Origin of the sequence: Pseudoxanthomonas sp. J31 (assembly GCF_000510725.1) — a bacterium.
Taxonomy (GTDB): Bacteria; Pseudomonadota; Gammaproteobacteria; order Xanthomonadales; family Xanthomonadaceae; genus Pseudoxanthomonas.
On the sequence record NZ_AZNZ01000008.1, the window covers coordinates 71,827 to 94,749 of the forward strand.

19 protein-coding genes and 1 tRNA gene are annotated in these 22,923 nt (G+C 72.5%); 12 read left to right on the forward strand and 8 right to left on the reverse strand.

The window, feature by feature from the left end; all coding sequences use genetic code 11:
• Positions 1–43: 43 nt before the first annotated feature.
• Together PSEJ31_RS0110160 and PSEJ31_RS0110165 are read left to right on the forward strand one after the other, a co-directional pair.
• Positions 44–556 carry a copper chaperone PCu(A)C gene (locus PSEJ31_RS0110160; RefSeq protein WP_037034991.1) on the forward strand — a complete coding sequence of 171 codons (513 nt, stop codon included), beginning with the start codon at positions 44–46 and terminating at the stop codon, positions 554–556.
• A 65-nt stretch (positions 557–621) separates the two neighbouring features.
• Positions 622–1,515, forward strand: a complete 894-nt coding sequence (locus PSEJ31_RS0110165; protein WP_028915386.1) for a universal stress protein — start codon at positions 622–624, stop codon at positions 1,513–1,515.
• 78 nt (positions 1,516–1,593) lie between these two features.
• On the opposite strand, the gene PSEJ31_RS0110170 is transcribed toward PSEJ31_RS0110165, so the two are convergent.
• The gene (locus PSEJ31_RS0110170; protein ID WP_019398873.1) at positions 1,594–2,016 is read right to left on the reverse strand and encodes a thioesterase family protein; all 423 of its coding nucleotides are present in this window, start codon (positions 2,014–2,016) and stop codon (positions 1,594–1,596) included.
• Complete coding sequence (gene uvrA, locus PSEJ31_RS0110175) at positions 2,013–4,952, reverse strand: excinuclease ABC subunit UvrA (RefSeq protein ID WP_028915387.1); 2,940 nt, start codon at positions 4,950–4,952, stop codon at positions 2,013–2,015. Before uvrA ends, PSEJ31_RS0110170 begins: the two co-directional genes overlap by 4 nt.
• Before the next feature lie 217 nt (positions 4,953–5,169).
• Here uvrA and rplU point away from each other — a divergent pair, with 217 nt between their 5' ends.
• The 3 genes from rplU (at position 5,170) to cgtA (ending at position 6,978) form a co-directional block, all read left to right on the forward strand.
• Positions 5,170–5,478, forward strand: a complete 309-nt coding sequence (rplU, locus tag PSEJ31_RS0110180; protein ID WP_019398871.1) for a 50S ribosomal protein L21 — start codon at positions 5,170–5,172, stop codon at positions 5,476–5,478.
• A gap of 19 nt (positions 5,479–5,497) precedes the next feature.
• Positions 5,498–5,758, forward strand: coding sequence for a 50S ribosomal protein L27 (gene rpmA, locus PSEJ31_RS0110185; protein WP_019398870.1), 261 nt, complete (start codon positions 5,498–5,500; stop codon positions 5,756–5,758).
• Between the two features lie 155 nt (positions 5,759–5,913).
• A complete protein-coding gene (gene cgtA / locus PSEJ31_RS0110190; RefSeq protein WP_028915388.1) occupies positions 5,914–6,978 on the forward strand; it encodes an Obg family GTPase CgtA in 1,065 nt (354 codons plus the stop codon).
• Positions 6,979–7,084: 106 nt separating this feature from the next.
• Here cgtA and rpsT read toward each other — a convergent pair whose 3' ends face one another.
• Positions 7,085–7,357, reverse strand: a complete 273-nt coding sequence (gene rpsT / locus PSEJ31_RS0110195) for a 30S ribosomal protein S20 (protein ID WP_019398868.1) — start codon at positions 7,355–7,357, stop codon at positions 7,085–7,087.
• Between the two features lie 131 nt (positions 7,358–7,488).
• On the opposite strand from rpsT, the gene murJ reads away from it, so the two are divergent.
• The 5 genes from murJ to ispH all read left to right on the forward strand — a co-directional run bounded on the left by murJ (position 7,489) and on the right by ispH (position 14,516).
• Complete coding sequence (gene murJ / locus PSEJ31_RS0110200; protein ID WP_019398867.1) at positions 7,489–9,105, forward strand: murein biosynthesis integral membrane protein MurJ; 1,617 nt, start codon at positions 7,489–7,491, stop codon at positions 9,103–9,105.
• Between the two features lie 108 nt (positions 9,106–9,213).
• Positions 9,214–10,164, forward strand: a complete 951-nt coding sequence (locus PSEJ31_RS0110205) for a bifunctional riboflavin kinase/FAD synthetase (protein ID WP_028915389.1) — start codon at positions 9,214–9,216, stop codon at positions 10,162–10,164.
• Positions 10,161–13,007, forward strand: a complete 2,847-nt coding sequence (ileS, locus tag PSEJ31_RS0110210) for an isoleucine--tRNA ligase (RefSeq protein WP_028915390.1) — start codon at positions 10,161–10,163, stop codon at positions 13,005–13,007. The genes PSEJ31_RS0110205 and ileS overlap by 4 nt, the downstream gene beginning before the upstream one ends.
• The gene (gene lspA, locus PSEJ31_RS0110215; RefSeq protein WP_028915391.1) at positions 13,004–13,510 is read left to right on the forward strand and encodes a signal peptidase II; all 507 of its coding nucleotides are present in this window, start codon (positions 13,004–13,006) and stop codon (positions 13,508–13,510) included. The genes ileS and lspA overlap by 4 nt, the downstream gene beginning before the upstream one ends.
• Before the next feature lie 55 nt (positions 13,511–13,565).
• Positions 13,566–14,516: a 4-hydroxy-3-methylbut-2-enyl diphosphate reductase gene (gene ispH, locus PSEJ31_RS0110220; RefSeq protein WP_019398711.1), complete on the forward strand. Its 951-nt coding sequence runs from the start codon at positions 13,566–13,568 to the stop codon at positions 14,514–14,516.
• A gap of 15 nt (positions 14,517–14,531) precedes the next feature.
• On the opposite strand, the gene PSEJ31_RS0110225 is transcribed toward ispH, so the two are convergent.
• A complete protein-coding gene (locus tag PSEJ31_RS0110225) occupies positions 14,532–16,823 on the reverse strand; it encodes a DUF3772 domain-containing protein (protein WP_028915392.1) in 2,292 nt (763 codons plus the stop codon).
• A gap of 117 nt (positions 16,824–16,940) precedes the next feature.
• On the opposite strand from PSEJ31_RS0110225, the gene PSEJ31_RS0110230 reads away from it, so the two are divergent.
• Positions 16,941–17,519, forward strand: a complete 579-nt coding sequence (locus tag PSEJ31_RS0110230; RefSeq protein WP_028915393.1) for a DUF488 domain-containing protein — start codon at positions 16,941–16,943, stop codon at positions 17,517–17,519.
• A 207-nt stretch (positions 17,520–17,726) separates the two neighbouring features.
• Here the strand turns inward: PSEJ31_RS0110230 and PSEJ31_RS0110235 are convergent.
• Positions 17,727–17,802, reverse strand: a tRNA-Thr gene (locus PSEJ31_RS0110235).
• Positions 17,803–18,004: 202 nt separating this feature from the next.
• Between PSEJ31_RS0110235 and radA the strand changes: the two genes are divergently transcribed.
• Positions 18,005–19,396: a DNA repair protein RadA gene (radA, locus tag PSEJ31_RS0110240; protein ID WP_028915394.1), complete on the forward strand. Its 1,392-nt coding sequence runs from the start codon at positions 18,005–18,007 to the stop codon at positions 19,394–19,396.
• 13 nt (positions 19,397–19,409) lie between these two features.
• Here the strand turns inward: radA and PSEJ31_RS0110245 are convergent, their stop codons facing one another.
• The 3 genes from PSEJ31_RS0110245 to ccsA are packed head-to-tail and all read right to left on the reverse strand — an operon-like array spanning position 19,410 to position 22,819.
• On the reverse strand, positions 19,410–20,303 hold the full coding sequence (locus PSEJ31_RS0110245; protein ID WP_028915395.1) for a filamentous hemagglutinin N-terminal domain-containing protein: 894 nt from the start codon (positions 20,301–20,303) through the stop codon (positions 19,410–19,412).
• Entirely contained in the window at positions 20,300–22,021 is a 1,722-nt protein-coding gene (locus PSEJ31_RS0110250) for a ShlB/FhaC/HecB family hemolysin secretion/activation protein (RefSeq protein WP_019398716.1), read from the reverse strand. Before PSEJ31_RS0110250 ends, PSEJ31_RS0110245 begins: the two co-directional genes overlap by 4 nt.
• Positions 22,022–22,027: 6 nt before the next feature.
• Complete coding sequence (gene ccsA / locus PSEJ31_RS0110255) at positions 22,028–22,819, reverse strand: cytochrome c biogenesis protein CcsA (RefSeq protein WP_028915396.1); 792 nt, start codon at positions 22,817–22,819, stop codon at positions 22,028–22,030.
• Positions 22,820–22,923: the final 104 nt, after the last annotated feature.

Genomic DNA, 22,923 nt, shown 5'->3' on the forward strand with positions numbered 1-22,923 from the left:
GGCGGTCCGGTGGCATGCGTATGGGGCGGCTATGATAGGGGCCATGGACATCCGACGACTGCTCCCGATCGCCATCGCGGCCGCCCTGGCCGCGCTCCCCGCCGCCACCCGCGCCGCCACGCCCGCATCGGACGATGCGAAGGCCGCTTGCGTGGTGATGGAGGACGGCTGGATCCGGCTGTCGCCGGTGCCGCAGCCGCGCATGCTGGCCGGCTTCGGCCGCATCGCCAACCACTGCGGCGAGGCGGTGGCGGTGGTCGGCGCACGCAGCCCGGCGTTCGCCGAGGTCAGCGTGCACGAGACCACCCAGGTCGACGGCCTCAGCCGCATGCGCGAGCTGGAGCGGCTGCCGCTGCCGGTGCACGGCGAGGCGGTGCTGCAGCCGGGCGGCCTGCACCTGATGCTGATGCAGCCGGGCAAGGCCCTGGCCGAGGGCGAGCGCGTGCCGCTGGTGCTGCTGCTGGCCGACGGCCGCGAGGTGCCGGTGGAGCTGGCCGTGCGCCGCGCCGCGCCCGGGCCGGCCGCGGCCGACCCGCACGCGCACCACCATCACTGAGCCGCCCCGCGCGGGGCGTGCCACATGGCTCCAGGCCCAAGCCGCGGCCTGAAGGGAGGGGAGGCATGAGCGAATCGAAGGGCTGGCCACGTTCGATCCTGCTGGCCAGCGACCTGGACGCGCGCAGCGACCGCGCGCTGGACCGCGCGCTGCAGCTGGCCCGGGCCTGGGACGCGCGCCTGGTGGTGGCCAACGTGGTCGACGCCAACGCGGTCGAGGCCCACGCCATGCTGGTCCGCGATCCGCCGGACTGGTACCGCGGCAGCGACCCGGTGCACGCGGCGGAGAAGCAGCTGCGCGACGACGCGGCCGCGCGCGGCGTCGACGTTACCTTGCGGGTCGAGCAGGGCGGCCGGGTCGCCGAGCGCCTGCTGGAAGTGGCGCACGAGGAAGGCTGCGGCCTGGTGGTCACCGGCGTCGCCCGGCAGGAGCCGCTGGGCCGGCTGGTGCTGGGTTCGACCGTGGACCAGCTGGCGCGGCGCTCGCCCTTGCCGGTGCTGGTGGTGCGCCGGCGCACGCACGGGCCGTACCGGCGCATGGCCGTGGCCAGCGACTGGTCGGCGGCCTCGGCGCATGCGTTCCGCACCGCGGCGGCGCTGTTCCCGGATGCCGCGGTCAGCGTGCTGCACGGCTACGAGGCGCCGCTGGCCGGGCTGGCCGACGCCGCCCGCGACCAACTGCGGGCCGCCGCGCGCAGCCGCGCCGAAGCCGAGGGCCGGGCCTTCATCGCCGCGTGCGAGCCGCCCGGCGGCGCCAGCGCGGTCAGCCTGGTGGCCGAGCGCGGCGACCCGTCCCTGCTGCTGCGGCTGTACGCCGCGCAGTTCCCGGTCGACCTGGCGGTGGTCGCCTCGCGCGGGCGCAGCGCGATGGCCGACGTGCTGCTGGGCAGCGTGGCCCAGCGCCTGCTCGAGACCTCGCCGGTGGACATGCTGGTGGTGCGCGACCCGGGCGCGCGCTGAGGCCCGCCGCGCCCGGCAGGCGCGGCGTTCCCGGAAAACGAAGGCGGAGCCGGCGCCCGGCCGGTGCCGGACAGGCGGTCAGGCCGCGGCGGCGCGGATCGCGTCCGGCAGCGGCGCGCTGCGGCCGGTCTGGGTGTCCATCCAGACCACCACCACGTTGCCGTCCGAGTACAGGATGCGCTCGTCCTTCTGGTCGAGGATGCGGTGGCCGATGGTGACGCTGCTGTTGCCCAGGCGCTCGACGAACAGCTCCACGACGATGTCGTTGGGCCACACGATCGGCGCGCGGTAGTTGACGTTGGTGGCGGCCACGACCGGGGCGATGCGGTCGCTCATGGACACGCCCGGCACGCCCTGCATCCAGCGCACGCGCGCTTCTTCCAGGTAGGACACGTACTTGGCGTTGTTGACGTGGCCCATGGCGTCCATGTCGCGCCAGCGCACGCTGATCGGCACGCGCGCCAGCAGGCGCGGCTGCGGGGTGGGGGAGGTTGCGGTCATGCGGTCCTGCTCTTGGTTTTCCTTGCCGGGGCCTTCTTCGCCGCGCTCTTGCGCGGCGGCAGCACCGGATCCTTCGCCACGGCGGCGGGCTTGCTGCCGCGCGGCGTCTTCGTTTCCGGCAGCAGCTTGGCCAGGAAGCGGCCGGTGTGCGAGACCGGGTTGGCGGCGATCTCCTCCGGCGTGCCGGTGGCGATGATCTGGCCGCCGCGGTGGCCGCCCTCCGGACCGAGGTCCACGATCCAGTCGGCGGTCTTGATCACGTCCAGGTTGTGCTCGATCACCACCACGGTGTTGCCCTCGTCGCGCAGCCGGTGCAGCACGCCCAGCAGGTGCTCGATGTCGTGGAAGTGCAGGCCGGTGGTCGGCTCGTCGAGGATGTACAGGGTGCGGCCGGTATCGCGCCGCGACAGCTCCTTGGACAGCTTCACGCGCTGCGCCTCGCCGCCGGACAGGGTGGTCGCGCTCTGGCCGAGCTTGACGTAGCTCAGGCCCACGTCGACCAGGGTCTCCAGCTTGCGGGCGATGGGCGGGACGTTCTCGAACAGCCGCAGCGCGTCCTCGACCGTCATCTCCAGCACGTCGTGGATGCTGTGGCCCTTGTACAGGATGTCCAGGGTCTCGCGGTTGTAGCGCTTGCCGCCGCACACGTCGCAGGGCACGTACACGTCCGGCAGGAAGTGCATCTCGACCTTGATCAGGCCGTCGCCCTGGCAGGCCTCGCAGCGGCCGCCGCGCACGTTGAAGCTGAAGCGGCCCGGCGAGTAGCCGCGCGCGCGCGCCTCCGGCACCTGCGCGAACAGCTCGCGCAGCGGGGTGAACAGGCCGGTGTAGGTGGCCGGGTTGGAGCGCGGGGTGCGGCCGATCGGGGACTGGTCGATGTCGACGATCTTGTCGAACAGGTCCAGGCCCTCGACCTCGCGGTACGGCGCCACCGGGTGCGAGGCGCCGTTGATCTCGTTGGCCGCCAGCGCGAACAGGGTGTCGTTGATCAGGGTCGACTTGCCCGAGCCGGACACGCCGGTGACGCAGGTGAACAGCCCGGCCGGGATCTCCAGGTCGACGTCCTTGAGGTTGTTGCCGCTGGCGCCGTACAGGCGCAGGGTCATCTTCGGGTTCGGCTTGTGGCGCCTGGCCGGCACCTCGATCCTGCGCTTTCCGGACAGGTACTGGCCGGTCAGCGAGCGCGGCGAGCGCACCAGGTCCTCCAAGGTGCCCTGGCCGACCACCTCGCCGCCGTGCACGCCGGCGCCGGGGCCGATGTCCAGCACGTGGTCGGCGGCGCGGATCGCATCCTCGTCGTGCTCGACCACGATCACCGTGTTGCCCAGGTCGCGCAGGCGGGTGAGGGTGCCCAGCAGGCGCTCGTTGTCGCGCTGGTGCAGGCCGATGGAGGGCTCGTCGAGCACGTACATCACGCCCACCAGGCCGGCGCCGATCTGGCTGGCCAGGCGGATGCGCTGGGCCTCGCCGCCGGACAGGGTGTCTGCCTTGCGCTCCAGGGTCAGGTAGTCCAGGCCGACGTCGACCAGGAAGCCCAGCCGCTCGTTGATCTCCTTGACGATCTTGGCCGCGATCTCGCCGCGCCAGCCCGGCAGCTTCAGGTCGCGGAAGAAGGCCAGGGCCTCGTCGATCGGCATCACCACCAGCTCGGGCAGGGCGCGGTCGGCGACGAACACGTTGCGCGCGGCCCGGTTGAGCCGGGCGCCGCCGCACTCGGGACAGGCGCGCTCGGAGATGTACTTGCCCAGCTCCTCCTGCACCGCCGCCGACTCGGTCTCGCGGTAGCGGCGCTCGAGGTTGTTGATGATGCCCTCGAAGCGGTGCTTGCGCTGGGTGCGGCCGCCGGCCTCGGTGAGGTAGGTGAAGGTGATCACCTCGTCGCCGCTGCCGTACAGGATCGCCTGCTGCACGTGCTCGGGCAGCTGGTTCCACGGGGTGTCCGGGTCGAAGCGGTAGTGCCTGGCCAGCGAGTTGATCAGCTGGAAGTAGTAGGCGTTGCGGCGGTCCCAGCCGCGCACCGCGCCGGCGGCCAGCGACAGCTCCGGGTGCGCGACCACCCGTGCCGGGTCGAAGAACTCGGCCATGCCCAGGCCGTCGCAGGATGGGCAGGCGCCCATCGGCGCGTTGAATGAGAACAGGCGCGGCTCCAGGTCCGGCAGCGAGTAGTCGCACACCGGGCAGGAGTACTTGGACGAGAACAGCTGCGGCGGCGCGTCCGGGTTGTCCAGCGACATGACCATGGCCATGCCGTCGCCCAGCTTGAGCGCGGTCTCGAACGACTCGGCCAGGCGCTGCTTGATGTCCTCGCGCGGGCGGAAGCGGTCGATCACCGCCTCGATGGTGTGCTTCTGGCGCAGGGCCAGGGCCGGCACCGCGTCGATCTCGTGCAGGGTGCCGTCGACCCGCACCCGGACGAAGCCCTGGGCGCGCAGCTGCTCGAATACCTGCACGTGCTCGCCCTTGCGCTCGCGCACCACCGGGGCCAGCAGCATCCAGCGCTGCTCCGGGTCCAGGGCCAGCACCTGGTCGACCATCTGGCCCACGGTCTGGGCCTCCAGCGGGTAGCCGTGGTCCGGGCAGCGCGGGATGCCCACCCGCGCGTACAGCAGGCGCAGGTAGTCGTAGATCTCGGTGATGGTGCCGACGGTCGAGCGCGGGTTGTGCGAGGTCGACTTCTGCTCGATCGAGATGGCCGGGGACAGGCCCTCGATGTGGTCGACGTCCGGCTTCTCCATCACGCTGAGGAACTGCCGGGCGTAGGCCGAGAGCGACTCCACGTAGCGCCGCTGGCCCTCGGCGTAGATGGTGTCGAACGCCAGCGACGACTTGCCGGACCCGGACAGGCCGGTGATCACGATCAGCTTGTCGCGCGGCAGGTCGACGTCGATGTTCTTGAGGTTGTGGGTCCGCGCGCCGCGGATCTTGATGGCATCCATCAGTGGGGGCTCTGCGGAGGCAATGCGCCAGCGTAAGGGAACGCCCGATTTGGGGGCAACGGGCCGCGCCCGCAACCCGCCCGGCGGCGGGCCGGGGCCGCCGTTCAGGTCCATGGGGGTGGCTTGACCCGGGCCTGGCCGGACCCCTACAATTCCGCTTCTGTCCGCCCATCCGCGGGCAGGGTTGACCACAATAACAACAGAGGAATGCCTGGTCATGTACGCAGTTCTGGTAACCGGCGGTAAGCAGTACCGCGTGGCGCAGGGCGAGAAGCTCCGCGTCGAGAAGCTCGAGGCCGAGGCCGGCTCCGAGATCAAGTTCGACAACATCCTGCTGCTGGGCGACAGCGACGGGATCAAGGTCGGTGACGCCCTCAAGGGCGCGAGCGTGACCGCGAAGGTCGTCGGCCACGGCCGCGCCGACAAGGTCAAGATCATCAAGTTCCGCCGCCGCAAGCACCACATGAAGCGGCAGGGCCACCGCCAGCACTACACCGAAATCGAAATCACCGGCATCGCCGGCTAATCAGTAGGGAGATCCCGTCATGGCACACAAAAAGGGCGTAGGCTCCTCGCGCAACGGCCGCGATTCCAATCCGAAGTACCTGGGCGTGAAGGTGTTCGGCGGCCAGGCCGTCGAGGCCGGCAACATCATCGTCCGCCAGCGCGGCACCCAGTTCCACCCGGGCGCCGGCGTCGGCCTGGGCCGCGACCACACGCTGTTCGCGCTGGTCGACGGCAAGGTCCAGTTCACGACCAAGGGTCCGGCCAAGCGCCGCACCGTCAGCGTCGTCGCTGAAGCCTGATTGCTGGCCGCGCCTGGCGCGGCCGGACCGCACGGCAGGCCCCGCTTAGGCGGGGCTTTCCGTTTCTGGGGCACCCGCGGCCCGCGCCATCCGCGCCGGGCCGGGCCGGCTAGACTGTGCCCCGTCGCATTCCCCCTCCCGAGTCCTGCTGCCCCATGAAACTGGTCGACGAAGCTGAAATCGAGGTGATCGCCGGCAATGGCGGCAACGGATGCGTCGGCTTCCGCCGCGAGAAGTTCATCCCGCTGGGCGGTCCGGACGGCGGCGACGGCGGCGATGGCGGCAGCGTCTGGCTGGTCGCCGACGAGAACCTCAACACCCTGGTCGACTTCCGCCACGAGCGCCGCTTCCGCGCCCAGCGCGGGCAGAACGGCATGGGCCGGCAGATGTACGGCAAGGGCGGCGAGGACCTGTTCATCACCGTCCCGGTTGGCACCGTGGTGACCAACGTCGAGACCGACGAGGTCATCGGCGACCTGACCGCGCACGGCCAGCGCCTGCTGGTGGCCCGCGGCGGCAAGGGCGGCCTGGGCAACATGCACTTCAAGAGCTCGACCAACCGCGCCCCGCGCCAGGCGACCCCGGGCGAGCCGGGCGAGCAGCGCACGCTGAAGCTGGAGCTGAAGCTGCTGGCCGACGTCGGCCTGCTGGGCTTCCCCAATGCCGGCAAGAGCACCTTCGTGCGCGCGGTCTCCGCCGCCACCCCGAAGGTGGCGGATTATCCGTTCACCACCCTCTATCCGAACCTGGGCGTGGTCAGCGTCGAGCCGCACCGCAGCTTCGTGATCGCCGACATCCCGGGCCTGATCGAGGGCGCCGCCGACGGCGCCGGCCTCGGCGCGCAGTTCCTGCGCCACCTGCAGCGCACCCGCCTGCTGCTGCACCTGGTCGACATCGCGCCGATGGACGGCTACGAGGGCGTGGAGGTCATGTCACCGGTGGAGCAGGTGCGCGCGATCGAGCGCGAACTGGAGCGGCACGATCCCGGGCTGCTGGCCAAGCCGCGCTGGCTGGTGCTGAACAAGGCCGACCTGATGTTCGAGGACGAGGCCCGCGAGCGTGCGCAGGCCATCGTCGCCGAGCTGGGCTGGACCCAGCCCTGGTTCCTGGTCTCGGCCCTGGGCCGCGAGGGCACCTGGCCGATCATGCAGCAGGTGATGGGTTTCCTGGACCGGCAGCGCCACGCTGAAGCCGAGGCCGATGAAGATGCATCGGCCTGAGTCTGGATTCCGCGCAACGAAAAACCCGGCCGAAGCCGGGTTTTTCGTATGCCTGGCTGGCGCGGAAGGGCCGGCGCGCGCTGCGCGGCCCGCCCTCCGCCAGGGATCAGGCGGCGGCCTTGATGGCCTTGATGCGCGCGGTCAGGCGGCTCTTGTGACGGGCGGCCTTGTTCTTGTGGATCAGGCCGCGGGCGCTGAAGCGGTCCAGCAGCGGCTGGGCGATGGCGAAGGCGGCCTCGGCGCCGGCGGCGTCGTTGGCGTCCAGGGCCTTGAGGACCTTCTTGACGGCGGTGCGGAGCTGCGAGCGCTGGGCGGTGTTGCGCGCGTTGCGCACGACCGTCTGCTTGGCGCGCTTCTTGGCGGACTTGATGTTGGCCACGGCGGTGGATTCCTGAAAAACGGGTACGAAAACGGTATGGTGGAGTACAGCGAACGCGAAATTATGGTTTATTCAAGGGCTTGGGTCAACCGTTGTGGTCGGCCCGCCGTAGACGGCCCGGAGGCCGGTCGATGAGCGGCTCCCGCCTGTTGCGTTCCGCGTCACTGTTCAGCTCCCTGACCTTCGTCTCCCGGGTATCGGGCCTGGTCCGCGACCAGGTGTATGCCATCGTCTTCGGCGCCAGCCCGGCGATGGACGCCTTCATCGCCGCGTTCCGCATCCCCAACTTCATGCGCCGGCTCTCGGCCGAGGGCTCGTTCTCGATGGCCTTCGTGCCGGTGCTGGCCGAGTACAAGGAGAAGTACGGCGCCGACGCGGTCCGTGCCCTGGTCGACCGCGTGACCGGTGCCCTGCTGGCCGCCCTGCTGGTGCTGGTGGCCGCGGTCCTGCTGTTCGCGCCCTGGGTGGGGCGGCTGCTGGTCCCGGGATTCGTCGAGGAGCCGGAGACCTATGCGCTGTTCGTGGAGATGCTGCGCATCACCTTCCCGTACGCGCTGTTCATCTCCCTGGCCTCGCTGGCCGGCGGCATCCTCAACACCTGGCAGCGCTTCGGCGTGCCGGCCCTGTCGCCGGTGCTGCTGAACCTGGCGCTGATCGCCGCCGCGGTGGTCGGCGGGCACTGGCTGGGTGGTTCGGTGAAGGTGCTGGCCTGGGGCGTGCTGGTGGCCGGCATCCTGCAGCTGGCCTTCCACCTGCCGGCGCTGGCGCAGCTGGGGCTGCTGCCGCGGCCGCGCCTGGACCTGGCCCATGCCGGCGTGCGCCGGGTGATGACGCTGATGGTGCCGACCCTGTTCGGTTCCTCGGTGGTGCAGTTCAACCTGCTGATCAATACCCAGCTGGCCTCGCTGCTGGTCGGCGGCAGCATGACCTGGCTGTACTACAGCGACCGCCTGCTGGAGTTCCCGCTGGGCATGTTCGGGGTGGCGATCGGCACCGTGATCCTGCCGCACCTGTCCTCGCGCCACGCCAGCGCCGACCCGGACGGGTTCTCGCGCGGCCTGGACTGGGGCTTCCGCCTGTGCGTGCTGATCGGCGTGCCGGCCACCCTGGGCCTGGTGCTGTGCGCCCGGCCGCTGGTGGCCACCCTGTTCCAGTACGGCGAGTTCGGCGCGGAAGACGCGCGCATGAGCGCGCTGAGCCTGGTCGCGCAATCGCTGGCGGTGCCGGCCTTCCTGCTGGTGAAGGTGCTGGCCCCGGCGTTCTACTCGCGCCAGGACACCCGCTCGCCGGTGCGCGCGGCGGTGTTCGCGGTGCTGGTCAACGTCGCCAGCACCCTGCTGTTCTTCGCCCTCCTGCTGTACGCCACCGACACCGGCCGCCAGGCGCTGGCCGCCGCCGGCGGCAGCGCGGTGGCGGCCCTGGGCACGGTGCGCGGCGCCCATGCGCTGCTGGCGCTGGCGGTGGCGGTGGCCGGCTGGACCAATGCCCTGCAGCTGGCCTGGATGCTGCGCCGCGCCGGGGTCTACCGGCGCCAGCCCGGCTGGGGCCGCCTGCTGCTGCAGGTCGGCGCCGGTGCGCTGGCCCTGGCCGTGGTGGTGCTGGGACTGGGCTGGCTGTGGCCGGACTGGTCGGCCTGGGCCTGGTGGGAGCGCGCGTGGCGGCTGGCGGTGATGGTCGGCGCCGGCGCGGCGGCCTATGGCGCGCTGCTGCTGGCCCTGGGCCTGCGCCCGCGCGAGTTGCGCGGCTGAGGCGGGCCGGCGCGGGCCTTTGTCCCGCGCCGGCCGCTATACTTGCAGGCTCGGCCCCGGGCCGGCGCCGGCTGGCGCCGCGGGGCGTCCCAGGTCATACCCAAGCAGATGAGCAGGCTGTTCCGTGACGTCGATGGCGGGTCGCTGTGCCCGCGCGGCAGCGTGGTCTGCATCGGCGCCTTCGACGGCCTCCACCTCGGCCATCGGGCGCTGGTGCGGCATGCCGTGGCGCGCGCACGCGCGCTGGACGTGGCGGCGGTCGCGCTGAGCTTCGAACCGCTGCCGCGCGAGTTCTTCGGCCGCGGCAGCCCGCCGCCGCGCCTGACCCTGCCGCGCGACCGCATCCGCCTGCTGCTGGACCAGGGCCTGGACCACCTGGGCCTGTTGCGCTTCAACGCCGCGCTGGCTGCGATGCCGGCCGAGGACTTCGTGCGCCGCGTGCTGGCCGGCCGGCTGGGCGCGCGCGAGGTGTGGATCGGCCCCGACTTCCGCTTCGGCCACCGCCGCGGCGGCGACCTGGCCCTGCTGCAGGCCATGGGCGCGGAACTGGGCTTCCACGCCGGCGAGATCGAGCCGGTGCAGGCCCAGGGCGAGCGCGTCTCCAGCACCCGCATCCGCGAGGCCCTGGTCGCCGGCGACTTCGCCCGCGTGCATTCCTTGCTGGGCCGGCCCTACGCGATCGGCGGGCGCGTGGTGCGCGGCCGCCAGCTCGGCCGCACCCTCGGTTTCCCGACCGCGAACCTGCGGTTCCCCAAGGCGCCGGCGCTGTCCGGCATCTACGCGACCTGGGTGCACGGCGTGGCCGCGCAGCCGTGGCCGTCGGTGTCCAGCTTCGGTACCCGGCCCACGGTCGAGGGCGTGGAGCCGCTGCTGGAAGCCCACCTGTTCGACTTCGCCGGCGACCTCTACGGGTGCCACATCGAGGTCGAGTTCGTCGCCAAGTTGCGCGACGAGGAGAAATTCCCCGACCTGCCGGCCCTGACCGCGCAGATGCAGCGCGATGCCGAGCAGGCGCGCGCCATCCTTTCCGAATCCGAACGACTGCGAGCCACGGCGTGAGCCAGGACTACAAAGCCACCCTACACCTGCCCGCCACCGACTTCCCCATGCGCGGCGACCTGCCGCGGCGCGAGCCCGAGATCCTCGCGCGCTGGGAGTCCGAGCGCCTCTACGAGAAGCTGCGCGCCCATGCCAAGGGCCGCCCGCTGTTCGTCCTGCACGACGGCCCGCCGTATGCCAACGGCGCGATCCACCTCGGGCATGCGGTCAACAAGATCCTCAAGGACATCATCGTCAAGTCGCGCCACCTGGCCGGCTTCGACGCGCCGTACGTGCCGGGCTGGGACTGCCACGGCCTGCCGATCGAGATCGCGATCGAGAAGAAGTACGGCAAGGTCGGGGTCAAGCTCGACGCGACCGAGTTCCGGCAGAAGTGCCGCGAATACGCGCAGTCGCAGATCGAGAACCAGCGCAAGGACTTCAAGCGCCTGGGCGTGATCGGCGACTGGGACAACCCGTACCGCAGCCTGGACTTCCGCTTCGAAGCCAACGAGATCCGGGCCCTGGCCAGGATCGTCGACAACGGCCACCTGACCCGCGGCGTGAAGCCGGTGCACTGGTGCTTCGACTGCGGCTCGGCCCTGGCCGAGGCCGAGATCGAGTACCAGGACAAGGTCTCCCCGGCGATCGACGTGGCCTACCTGGCGCGCGACCCGCAGGCGGTGGCGCGCGCCTTCGGCGTCGAGCTGCCGGAAGGCGTCGAGGTCGCGGTGCCGATCTGGACCACCACCCCGTGGACCCTGCCTGCCTCGCTGGCGGTGTCGCTGGGCCCGGACCTGGAATACGCCCTGGTCGATGGGCCGGGGCAGGGCGGTCGCCGCCGCTGGCTGGTGCTGGCCGATGCCCTGGCCGAGCGCGCGCTGCAGCGCTACGGCGTGGCCGGCGTGACCGTGCACGGCCGCGCCGCCGGCGCGGCGCTGGAGCACCAGGTGCTGGCGCATCCGTTCTACGCCGACCGCGCCATCCCGGTGATCCTCGGCGGCCACGTGTCGGCCGAGGACGGTACCGGCGCGGTCCACACCGCGCCCGGGCACGGCCAGGAGGACTACGTGGTCGGCAAGGCCTACGGCCTGATCGAGAAGTACACGGCAGCCCAGCTCAATCCGGTCGACGGCCGCGGCGTGTACCTGCCGTCGACCCCGGCCGCGCGCGGCGTGGAGCTGGCCGGCCAGCACATCTGGAAGGCCAACGACGTCATCGTCGAGGTGCTGCGCGAGGCCGGCGTGCTGCTGGCCGCGAGCAGGCTCGAGCACAGCTATCCGCACTGCTGGCGGCACAAGACCCCGATCGCGTTCCGCGCCACGCCGCAGTGGTTCATCTCGATGGACCAGTCCAACCTGCGTGCCGATGCCCTGGCCGCGATCGACACGGTCAAGTGGTACCCGGAGTGGGGCAAGGCCCGCATCTCCGCCATGGTCGAGGGCCGCCCGGACTGGACCATCTCGCGCCAGCGCACCTGGGGCGTGCCGATCGCGCTGTTCGTGCACCGCGAGACCGGCGAGCCGCACCCGCGCAGCAGCGAGCTGATGCGCCAGGTGGCCGACCGGGTGGAGCAGGGCGGCATCGACGTGTGGTATTCGCTGGACCCGGCCGAGCTGCTGGGCGACGAGGCCGGCCAGTACGAGAAGATCACCGACATCCTCGACGTCTGGTTCGACTCCGGCGTGACCCACGAGGCGGTCCTGCTGGAGCGCGGCCTGGGCAAGCCGGCCGACCTGTACCTGGAAGGCTCGGACCAGCACCGCGGCTGGTTCCAGTCCTCGCTGCTGACCGGCGTGGCGATCGACAAGGCCGCGCCGTACCGGCAGTGCCTGACCCACGGCTTCACCGTGGACGAGCACGGCCGCAAGATGTCCAAGTCGCTGGGCAACGGCATCGAGCCGCAGGACATCATGAAGACCCTGGGCGCGGACATCCTGCGCCTGTGGATCGCCTCGGCCGACTACTCCAACGAGATGTCGCTGTCGCAGGAGATCCTCAAGCGCAACGCCGACGCCTACCGCCGCATCCGCAACACCGCGCGCTTCCTGCTGGCCAACCTGCATGGCTTCGAGCCGGCGCGGCACCTGCGCCCGCTGGACGACATGGTCGCGCTGGACCGCTGGATCGTGCACCGCGCCTGGGAAGTGCAGGAGAGGATCAAGGCCGCCTACGAGCGCTACGACTTCGCCGGCATCGTGCAGGCGCTGCTGAACTTCTGCTCGGTGGACCTGGGCTCGCTGTACCTGGACGTGACCAAGGACCGCCTGTACACGATGGGCGAGGACTCGCGCGGCCGCCGCAGCGCGCAGAGCGCGATGTACCGCATCGCCGAGGCCTTCGTGCGCTGGATCGCGCCGATCCTCAGCTTCACCGCCGACGAGCTGTGGGGCTACCTGCCCAAGGACACCGGCGACGGCCAGCGCGAGGAGAACGTGTTGTTCGCCACCTGGTACGAGGGCCTGGCGCCCATGCCGGAGGACGCGGAGCTGGGCGCGGCCGACTTCGAGCGCCTGCTGGCGCTGCGCGAGCAGGTGGCCAAGGTGCTGGAGCCGATGCGCGCCAACGGCCAGATCGGCGCCGCGCTGGAGGCCGAGATCACCGTGACCGCCGGCGCCGAGACCGCCGCCCACCTGCAGCCGCTGGCCGAGGAACTGCGCTTCCTGTTCATCAGCGGCGACGTGACCGTGGTGCCGGCGCAGACCGACGGCATCTTCGTCACCGCCCAGCCCACCAGCAAGCCCAAGTGCGTGCGCTGCTGGCACTACCGCGCCGACGTCGGCACGCATCCGGGACACCCGGAGGCCTGCGGCCGCTGCGTGTCCAACATCGAGGGCCCGGGCGAAGCGCGGAGGTGGTTCTGAGCCCGCGTCTCGCCCCGCGCCCGAACGCGCTGCCGTGGCTGCTGCTGTCGGCGGCGGTGATCGTGCTGGACCAGTGGAGCAAGGCCTGGGTGCTGTCCAGCCTGCCCGAGTTCACCGCCGTGCCGGTGATCGAGGGCTTCTGGAACTGGTACCGCACCTACAACACCGGCGCGGCGTTCAGCTTCCTGGCCAACGCTGGCGGCTGGCAGATCGTGTTCTTCAGCGTGTTGGCCTTCGCCATCAGCGGGCTGATGGGCTGGTGGCTGTGGCGCACCCCGCGCGGCGACTGGCGCCAGGCCCTGCCGTACGCGCTGGTGATCGGCGGCGCCCTGGGCAACGTGATCGACCGCCTGGTCCACGGCCACGTGGTCGATTTCATCCAGTGGCACTGGCGCGACTATTACTGGCCGGCGTTCAACATCGCCGACTGCGCGGTGGTCGGCGGCGCGATCGGCATCGCCCTGTTCGGCCTGGCCGGCGCCCGCCGCAAGCCGGCTTCCTGAACCCCGCCGGCGCCGCGGCCGGCCGCCGCGGCCCGGATATCGGATAATCCCGCCCATGGACGTCATCCTCGCCAACCCCCGCGGCTTCTGCGCCGGCGTCGACCGCGCGATCGAGATCGTCAAGCGCGCGATCGAGACCCTCGGCGCGCCGATCTACGTGCGCCACGAGGTGGTGCACAACCGCTTCGTGGTCGACGACCTGCGCGCCCGCGGCGCGATTTTCGTCGAGGAGCTGGACGAGGTCCCCGACGGCAACACCGTGATCTTCAGCGCCCACGGCGTGTCCAAGGACGTGCGCAACGAGGCCGCGCGCCGCGGGCTGAAGGTGTTCGACGCCACCTGCCCGCTGGTGACCAAGGTGCACCTGGAGGTGGCGCGCCACTGCCGCGCCGGGCGCGACGTGGTCCTGATCGGCCACGCCGGCCACCCGGAGGTCGAGGGCACGATGGGCCAGTGGGACGCCCAGTGCGGCGGCGGCAGCATCTACCTGGTGGAAGGCGTGGAGGACGTGGCCAGGCTGGAGGTGCGCCAGCCGGAGAACCTGTTCTACACCACCCAGACCACGCTCTCGGTGGACGATACCCGGGGCATCATCGAGGCCCTGCAGCGCCGCTTCCCGGCGATCCAGGGGCCGAAGAACGACGACATCTGCTACGCCACCCAGAACCGCCAGGATGCGGTGCGCGAACTGGCGCGCCGCTGCGACCTGGTGCTGGTGGTCGGCTCGCCCAACAGCTCCAACTCCAACCGCCTGGCCGAGCTGGCCCGGCGCGAGGGCGTGGAGTCGTACCTGATCGACGGCGCCCACGAGATCGATCCGGCCTGGATCGCCGGCAAGCAGCGGGTCGGCCTGACCGCCGGCGCCTCCGCGCCGCAGGTGCTGGTGGACGGGGTGATCGAGCGCCTGCGCGAGCTGGGCGCCGGCGGCGTCACCGAGCTGGAGGGCGAGCCGGAGAACATGGTCTTCGCCCTGCCGAAGGAACTGCGCCTGCGCCTGGTCGACTGAGCGCGGCGCGCCGGCTCAGCCCGGCGGCATCTCCTGCGCGCGCAGCCGGCGCAGGATCTCGAACAGCAGCGCGCTGCGCGTGGCCGAGGCCTGGCGCGGCGAGGGCACGTAGCCGCTGGCGCTGAACACGATGCGGTCGTTGGTGATGTTGTCGATCGCCACCGAGGGCGCGGGCGTTTCCAGGATCGCCGGGTGTTCGCGGAACACTTCCAGCAGCAGGTCGCGCACCCGGTCCGGGTCGGTCGACAGCGGCATCGGCAGCTGGATCTTCACCAGGCCCTCGGCGTTGGCGTAGGTGCGGTTGCGCACCGCCTTGGTGATCAGCTCGGAGTTGGGCACCAGCACCGTGGTGCGGTCGCCGGTCTGGATCTCGGTGGCGCGCACGTTGATCCGGCGGATGTCGCCCTCGGCGTCGCCCACCACCACCCAGTCGCCGACCTTGACCGGGCGCTCGGCCAGCAGGATCAGGCCGGAGATGAAGTTCTGCACGATCGCCTGCAGGCCGAAGCCGATGCCCACCGACAGCGCGCTGGCGATCCACGCGATCCGCTCCAGGCCAACCCCGATCGCCGCCAGCGCCATCGCGATCGCCAGCACCATGCCGGCGTAGCCGACCAGGGTCGCGACCGAGGCACGCATGCCCTCGTCCATGCGCGTGGTCGGCAGCAGGCGGCGTTCCAGCCAGCGCCGGAACAGGTGCAGCAGCAGGCTGGCGCCGGCGAACACCAGCAGGGCGCGGACGATGTTGCGCGGGCTCAGGACCAGCTCGCCAATGGTGATGCCGCGCAGCAGCTGCATGCTGCGGTCGACCAGGTCGGTGCCGCCGGCGCCCCAGGGCATGGCCAGCGCGATCAGCGCCGCCAGCGCGACCACCGCGCGCAAGGCCACCGACAGCAGCACCGCGGCGCGGTCCACCAGGCGCGGCTCGATCCCGAAGCGGGTGTTGATGCGCCTGCCGGCGGCGCCGCGCGAGGCCAGGACCGTGCACACCAGGTCGTCGACGAAGCGCATCGCCAGCCAGGCCGTGGCGGCCACCATCACCGCCCAGATCACCTGCATGCCGACGAAGGCCGACAGCGCCACGTAGCCGGCCACCAGGCCCAGGAACGCGACCGCGTTGCCGATCCAGCCCAGGCTGACGGCCACGTTCATCCACGGCCGGAAGTGGACCTGCGGCGCGTCGCCCGCGTCGGCCAGCGGCTGCAGGCGCTGGATCCGCAGCAGCACCACCAGCACCAGCGCCACGCACAGCGCCGCCGACAGGCCGGTGATGGCCACCGCCAGGTCCAGGCTGGTCGCGGCCAGCCGGACCACCTCCTGGCCCAGGCTGGCCAGGGCGATCACCAGCGCCGCCGGCAGCGGGAACACGCGCAGCGCCCTGGCGCCGGCGTCGGAGATCGCCGGCAGGCGCCACGAGGGCCGGTCCACCGACAGCAGCGCGCTGCCCAGGGCGGTGGCCACCGCCACGAACACCGCCAGCGCCAGCGCATGCCCGGCCAGCGCCGCCACCGCGGCCGGCGGCGCATCCGGCAGCAGCGCGCCGCGTACCAGCTGCGCCACGCACAGCGCTGCGACCAGTGCCAGCAGCACCCGCAGCGTCGGCGGGGCCGAGCGCCGCAGGCGGCCCGGCGGCACGTGCCGGGTGGCCAGCTCCGGGATCCGGCGGCCCAGCCACCAGGCTCCGGCCGCCAGCAGCACGGCCAGGCCCAGGCTCACCAGCGGCTGCAGGCCGGCCGCCTTCCAGTGTTCGCGGCTGGCCTCGACGACGGCGTGCCACAGCTTGCGCACCCGGCCCAGGTCGCGCGGGGCGCTGGCGGCGAGCTGGCGCCAGAACGCCGGCCGCCACGGCGGCGTGGTCCGCTCCGAGAGCATCCCGAAGAAGCGCTGCTGGCGCAGCGTGGCGATGCGCTCCAGCAGCTGCGTGCCTTCCACGACCGCCAGCCGTGCCTGGCGCAGTTCCGCATCCACCGCCGCACGCTGGTCCTGCAGGACGCGGCGCTCGCGGGCCACGTCGCCGGGTTCGTCCTGGCCTTCCGGCACCTCGCCCAGTTCGGCCAGGCGCGCGTCCAGGCTCTGCAGCTCCGGGGTGCGGCCGTCGATCAGCGCCTGCGCCGCGGCCTGGATCTCCAGCACCGCCTCGCGCGCCTTGGCGAGCTCGGCATCGTGCTCGTAGCGCTCCAGGCGGGTGGCGATCGTCTCCAGCTGGCGCCGGCCCGCGTCCACGTCGGGCTCGTCGGCCAGGGCCGGCGCGCCGAGGACGAGGCAGAGCAGCAGGAGCGGGCGCAGCAGGAAGGCGGTCCGGTGCATGGACGGTCGGGTCGCGGATGGGGCGGTTACGTTAGCACCGGGCGCGCGGCGCACGGGCGACCGTGCTTTCACCGGGCGGGGACCATGCTGGCGGCCGGATCCCTGGCGGCGGACGACATGGCGCAACGGCAGCACGACAGGCAGGACCCGGCGGCGCCGACCATCTGGACCGTCGGCCATTCCACCCTGGAGTGGGAGGCGTTCCTGGAGCTGCTGCGCGCGCACGGCATCGGCGCGATCGCCGACGTGCGCCGCTACCCGGGCTCGCGGCGCTACCCATGGTTCGCCAGCGACGCCCTGGCCCGCGCGCTGCCGCAGGCCGGGATCGGCTACCGCTGGCTGCCGCAGCTGGGCGGGCGCCGCGCACCGCGGCCGGATTCGCCCAACGCCGCCTGGCGCAATGCCGGCTTCCGCGGCTACGCCGACCACATGGCCAGCACCGAATTCGGCGAGGGCCTGGCCGCGGCACTGGAACTGGCAGCCACGCAACGCACCGCGCTGATGTGCGCCGAGGCGGTGTGGTGGCGCTGCCACCGCCGCCTGCTCTCCGACCTGCTGCAGCACCGCGGCTGGCTGGTCCTGCACATCCTCGACGCCGGCCCGGCGCAGCCGCACCCCGGCAACCCCGATGCGCGCCCGGCCGGCGATGGCCTCGTCTATCCGGCGCTGCAGGGCGGGCTGTTCCCGGAAGGATGACCGGCTGGCCGGTCCGGGCGGGAAGAGGAGGAGCCTCCAGGTGCCCTCTGTTGGCGCGCCGGCTGCAATCAGCGGCTGCCCGGGCCTGGAGTGCCGTCGCTTGATGGCTGGATCCGGGCCGCTGGCGATGACGCCGCCGGGAGCGGAGGTGGAAGGCTAGGGCGGCCGGAAGGACGAACGCCCGGCACGGGGCCGGGCGTTCGGGATTGGTGCCGGAAATAGGATTCGAACCTACGACCTACGCATTACGAATGCGCCGCTCTACCAACTGAGCTATTCCGGCAGGCCGGGCGCCGCAGCGGCCGGGGGCGCGATTCTAACCGGACAGGCGCCGCGCAGGCCAGCGGGGCCGGGGACGGGGCATCGGCGGTGCGCGCGGCGGCGGGCCGCCTGCCTTGGCCTGCCCGGCCGGGCGCGTGCGTCTCAGCCGGCGCGAACCGCGGCGGGTATGCTGCCGCCCTCGTTGGATGAAAGGCATCGATGGCATGGCGAAACCGGGCAAGGCGCGCACCGCCTACGTGTGCGGCGAATGCGGCGCCGAGTACAGCAAGTGGCAAGGGCAGTGCGGCGAGTGCAGTGCCTGGAACTCGCTCTCGCAGGTGGTGCTGGAGCCGGCCTCCGCCGCGGGCACGGCGACGCCGGCGGCGCGTCGCAGCGGCTGGGCCGGCAAGGTCGACCCGCCGAAGGTCACCGCGCTGAAGGACGTCACCCAGGCCGCCGAGGTGCGCGTGTCCACCGGCATCGGCGAGCTGGACCGGGTCCTGGGCGGCGGCCTGGTCGAGGGCGCGGTGGTGCTGGTCGGCGGCGACCCGGGCATCGGCAAGTCCACCCTGCTGCTGCAGGCGGTGGCGAAGATGGCCGCGCAGCTGCCGGCGCTGTACGTCACCGGCGAGGAATCGCTGGCCCAGGTGGCCGGGCGCGCGATGCGCCTGGACCTGCCGCTGGACAACCTGCAGGCGCTGGCCGAAACCGGGGTCGAATCGATCCTGCGGCACGCGGCGGAGGCCAAGCCGCGGCTGATCGTGGCCGATTCGGTGCAGACCCTGTGGACCGAGACCCTGACCGCCGCGCCGGGCTCGGTCAGCCAGGTGCGCGAGAGCGCCGCGCGCCTGGTGCGCTACGCCAAGGAGACCGGCACCGCGGTGTTCCTGGTCGGCCACGTCACCAAGGAGGGCGGCATCGCCGGCCCGCGCGTGCTCGAGCACATGGTCGACGCGGTGCTGTACTTCGAGGGCGAGAGCGGCAGCCGCTTCCGCGTGCTGCGCGCGTTCAAGAACCGCTTCGGCGCGGTCAACGAGCTGGGCGTGTTCGCGATGGGCGAGAAGGGCCTGAAGGAAGTGCCCAACCCTTCGGCGATCTTCCTCTCCGGCAGCGCGCGCCAGCCCGGCAGCTGCGTGATGGTGACCCGCGAGGGCACCCGTCCGCTGCTGGTGGAGGTGCAGGCGCTGGTGGATTCCTCGCCGCTGTCCAACCCGCGCCGGGTCGCGGTGGGCCTGGAGCAGAACCGCCTGGCCATGCTGCTGGCGGTGCTGCACCGGCATGGCGGCGTGGCCGTCGGCGACCAGGACGTGTTCGTCAACGTGGTCGGCGGCATCCGCGTGCAGGAGACCGCGGCCGACCTGCCGGTGCTGCTGGCGGTGCTGTCCTCGCTGCGCGACCAGCCGCTGCCGGACAAGACCATCGCCTTCGGCGAGGTCGGCCTGTCCGGCGAGATCCGCCCGGTGCCCAATGGCGAGGAGCGCCTGCGCGAGGCGGCCACGCATGGTTTCAGGCGGGCGATCGTGCCCAGGGCCAACGCGCCGCGTGGCGGCACGAAGTACAAGGACCTGGAAGTGATCGCGGTCGAGCGCCTGGCCGACGCGCTGGAACACGCCTGAGCGCGGCGGCGCCTCAGGGACGGCCGGGTGCGGAGGCCTGCGGCGCCGCCGGGGCGGCGCCGGCGGGAACGGCCACCAGCAGCACCCGACCGTCGCGCACGGCCACGCCGCGCGCCTGCGGCGTGGTGCCCGTGGCCACCGCGCTGGAAACCAGGGCGGCGCTGCCGGCATCCGACAGCACCAGGTCCCCGCCATCCTCCTGCAGGCCGCCCTCGTCGACCAGCGCCTGCACCTGCTCCGGCTGCAGGCCGATGCGCAGGTGCCCGCCGGCACCCGCATCCAGGGTCAGCAGGCCGCGGCCGGGCGCGGCGCCTGCGCCGGCCGGCGGTTCGGCATCTTCCGCTTGCGGATCGGCGACCCGCAGGGGCAGCGGCGGATTGCCTGCGCCCGGTGCCATCGGCAGCAGCCCTTCCGGAGCGGCCTGGTCGAAGCGGCCGTCGCTGGCCATGAATTCGCTGTCGGCGATGTCCAGGCCGGTGCTCACCAGCCGGCCCACGTCCACCTGCGTGCCGGGCGCGAACAGCACGCCGGCGGCGTTGACCAGGTAGACGTGGCCGTTGCCGGAAAGCCGGCCGGCGATGCGCGAAGGCTGCCCGCCCAGCACCCGGTTGAGCACCACCGCCGAGGCATCGGGCTGGACGAAGTGCACGGCGGCATCGGCGCCGATGTCGAAGCTGCGCCATTCCAGGATCGCGCGCTGGCTGTGCTGGGTGATGGTGAGGCTGCGCTCGTGGCGGGCCAGGTCGGCCTTGCCGGCGACCACGCGCCCGTCCTGCGGCAGGGCATCGCGCTCTTGCGCGCCGGCGCCGGCCGCAAGCGCCAGGGTGGCGGCCGTGGCCAGGCACAGGACATGGATGCGGGTCGGGCGCATGGCGGTGTACTCGCTGGGGCCGGAGCGGTGGGTCATGGCGAAAAGCGCTGGCGCAGGTTGAACCATAGCTGCGGCCCGCGGCGGGTGCCATCCTGGTTGGCGCCGTCCAGGCCGCCCGGGTTGTCGCCCAGCGGTGCGGCGAGCGCCAGGCCCAGGGTGGTGCCGCGGCGGTACCAGCGCAGGCCCAGCCCGGCCGCGGCCAGGCCGTAGCGGTTGACCAGCGCCGGGTCCCAGGGATCCTGGCGCGCGCGGATGCGGCCGCCGTCGGCGAACAGGAAGGCGTCGACCTCGCTGCTGCCCGGCGCCGGGAACACACGGTGCAGTTCCAGCTGGGCCAGCGCGCCGCTGTCGCCGGGCGCCTCGTTGACCGGATAGCCGCGCACGCCCGAGGGGCCGCCGAGCACGAACTGCTGCGAGGAATCGAGGTTGCCGTCGGCCCACTGGCCGTTGACGCGCGCGCGCAGGTACCAGTCCCGGCCAAGCCAGCGGTCGTGGCGCAGCTCCAGCCGGGCGAGGGAGAAATCGCCGTGCACGCCGGCGCTGTCGAACTCCAGCTCGACCGGAAGGCCCAGGCGCACGCGGCCATGGGCCAGGTCCAGGATCCAGGCGGTATGGCCGCTGCCGGCGTGCACGGCATCGCCGAACAGGCTCAGGGTCAGGTCGTGCAGGCGGCGCCGGCGCAGCTCCTCGCCGAGGCTGGCGTCTTCCTGCAGGCGCCGGGCCCAGGCCAGCTCCATCTCGAGGTTGGCCGCCTCGCTGCGCAGCAGGGGATAGCTCACGCCGGCGCGGTACAGGCGCGAGGCGCCGCGCGCCTCCAGCTCCTCGAACTCCTTGCCCAGGCGGTAATGCAGGTCGGTATAGCCGAGGCTGCCGCGCAGGCCGCTGGCGCCCAGCGGCAGGGTGTAGCTGGCGCCGGCGTACTCCAGCTCCTCGCCGCGCATCACGGTGGCGCCGAGCTGGTCGCCGTAGCCACTGGGGTTGTCCACGGTCAGCCGGCCGATCGCCTGCGCGCGCCCGGTGTAGCGGCTGCCGTCGTTGCCGACCGCGAGGCTGCCGCCGAACAGCGGGCCGTCCTCGACCTGCAGCACCAGGTCGCTGGTGCCCGGTTCCTGGCCGGGTTGCAGCACACCGTCGACGTACACGCCCGGCAGGTCGTTGGCCAGCAGCAGGCCGCGCTCCAGCCGCCACATGGGATAGGGCTCGCCGGCACGCAGGCCGCGGCCGGCCATGGCGGCCACGAAGTCGCCGCGCGCGCGGCTGCCTGCGTCCAGCACGCCGATCCGGCCAAGGCGGCCTTCCAGCACCTGCACGACGACCGTGCCGTCGGTGATGTCCTGTTCCGGCAGTTCGGCGCGGGCGAACCAGCCGTGGGCGCGGTAGAGCGCCACGATCCGGCGCAGGGCCGCCTGCAGGTCGGAGAAGCGCAGCGGGCGGTCGCGCCAGGGCGCCAGCGCTTCCTGCAGGGTCGCCTCCGGCAGCAGGGTGGCGCCTTCCAGGCGGAAGCGGCGGACCTCGAACCGTGGCCCGGCTTCGTCGGCCGCGGGCTGTTCGCGCGTCGCGGGCGCGGGTGGCGCCACCGGCGCCATGCCAAGCGCGCGCTCGGCCTGGCGCTGCACCTGGCCGGCATCCGGCGGCGTGGCCAGCGCCGATGCCGGGGGCAGCAGCGCGGCGAGGGCCGCGGCCAGGACCGCCGCCCCGCGGGGAGCGGGCCGGCTACGGGTGGGCCGGTGCGGGCGCCGTGCGGTCGAGCGCATGGCGGTTCAGGGCCTGCCCAGCACCAGTTCCAGCACGAACTTGCTGCCGAAGAAGGCCAGCAGCAGGAGCACCATCGCGGTCAGGGTCCAGCGCACCGCGCGCACGCCGCGCCAGCCGTAGCGCCAGCGGCCCAGCAGCAGGCCGCCGAACACCAGCCACGACAGCATGCTCAGCACGCTCTTGTGCACCAGGTGCTGGGACAGGAAGTCCTCGACGAAAAGTACGCCGGTCAGCAGGGTCAGGCTCAGCAGGGCGAAGCCGGCGCCGATCGTGCGGAACAGCAGCGACTCCAGTTCGGTCAGCGGCGGCAGCGAGCGCAGCCAGGTGCTGAAGGTGCGCCGGCGCAACGCGCGCTCCTGGATGCGCAGCATCACCGCCAGCATCGCGGCGATGGCCAGGGTGGCGTAGGCCAGCAGCGCCAGCCAGGCATGCAGCTGCAGGCGCCAGCCCAGCACCGTCGAGGTGGTGTGCCCGTGCAGGTGGTAGGCGACCAGCAGCGCCGCCGCCAGCGGGAAGGCGAACACGCCCAGCGCGGCCATGCGTCCGCGCGCGCCCACCAGCATGGTCATGCCGGCCATGCCCATGCCCACCAGCGACAGGGCGGAGAAGAAGTGCATGTCCGGGCCGCCGGGCGTGCGCCAGGCGACGAGGAGGTGGTAGGCGGCGTGCAGCAGGACCGCCGGTGCCGCCGCGGCCAGCCAGGCGCGTCCCGGCTGCGGCCGGCCCTGGCCCATGGCGCGGAACAGCAGGCCCGCGGCGGTCAGGTAGGCAAGTGCGGCAATGAGAACGATTGTCATCGCGTGAGTGTCGCATAGCGCCGCGGCCAACCGGAATGCCATGGGTTGCCTTGACCGCCACGGCGGGCGCCAAGGCAGCGTCGCGGCGTCACCGCTGGCGGCGG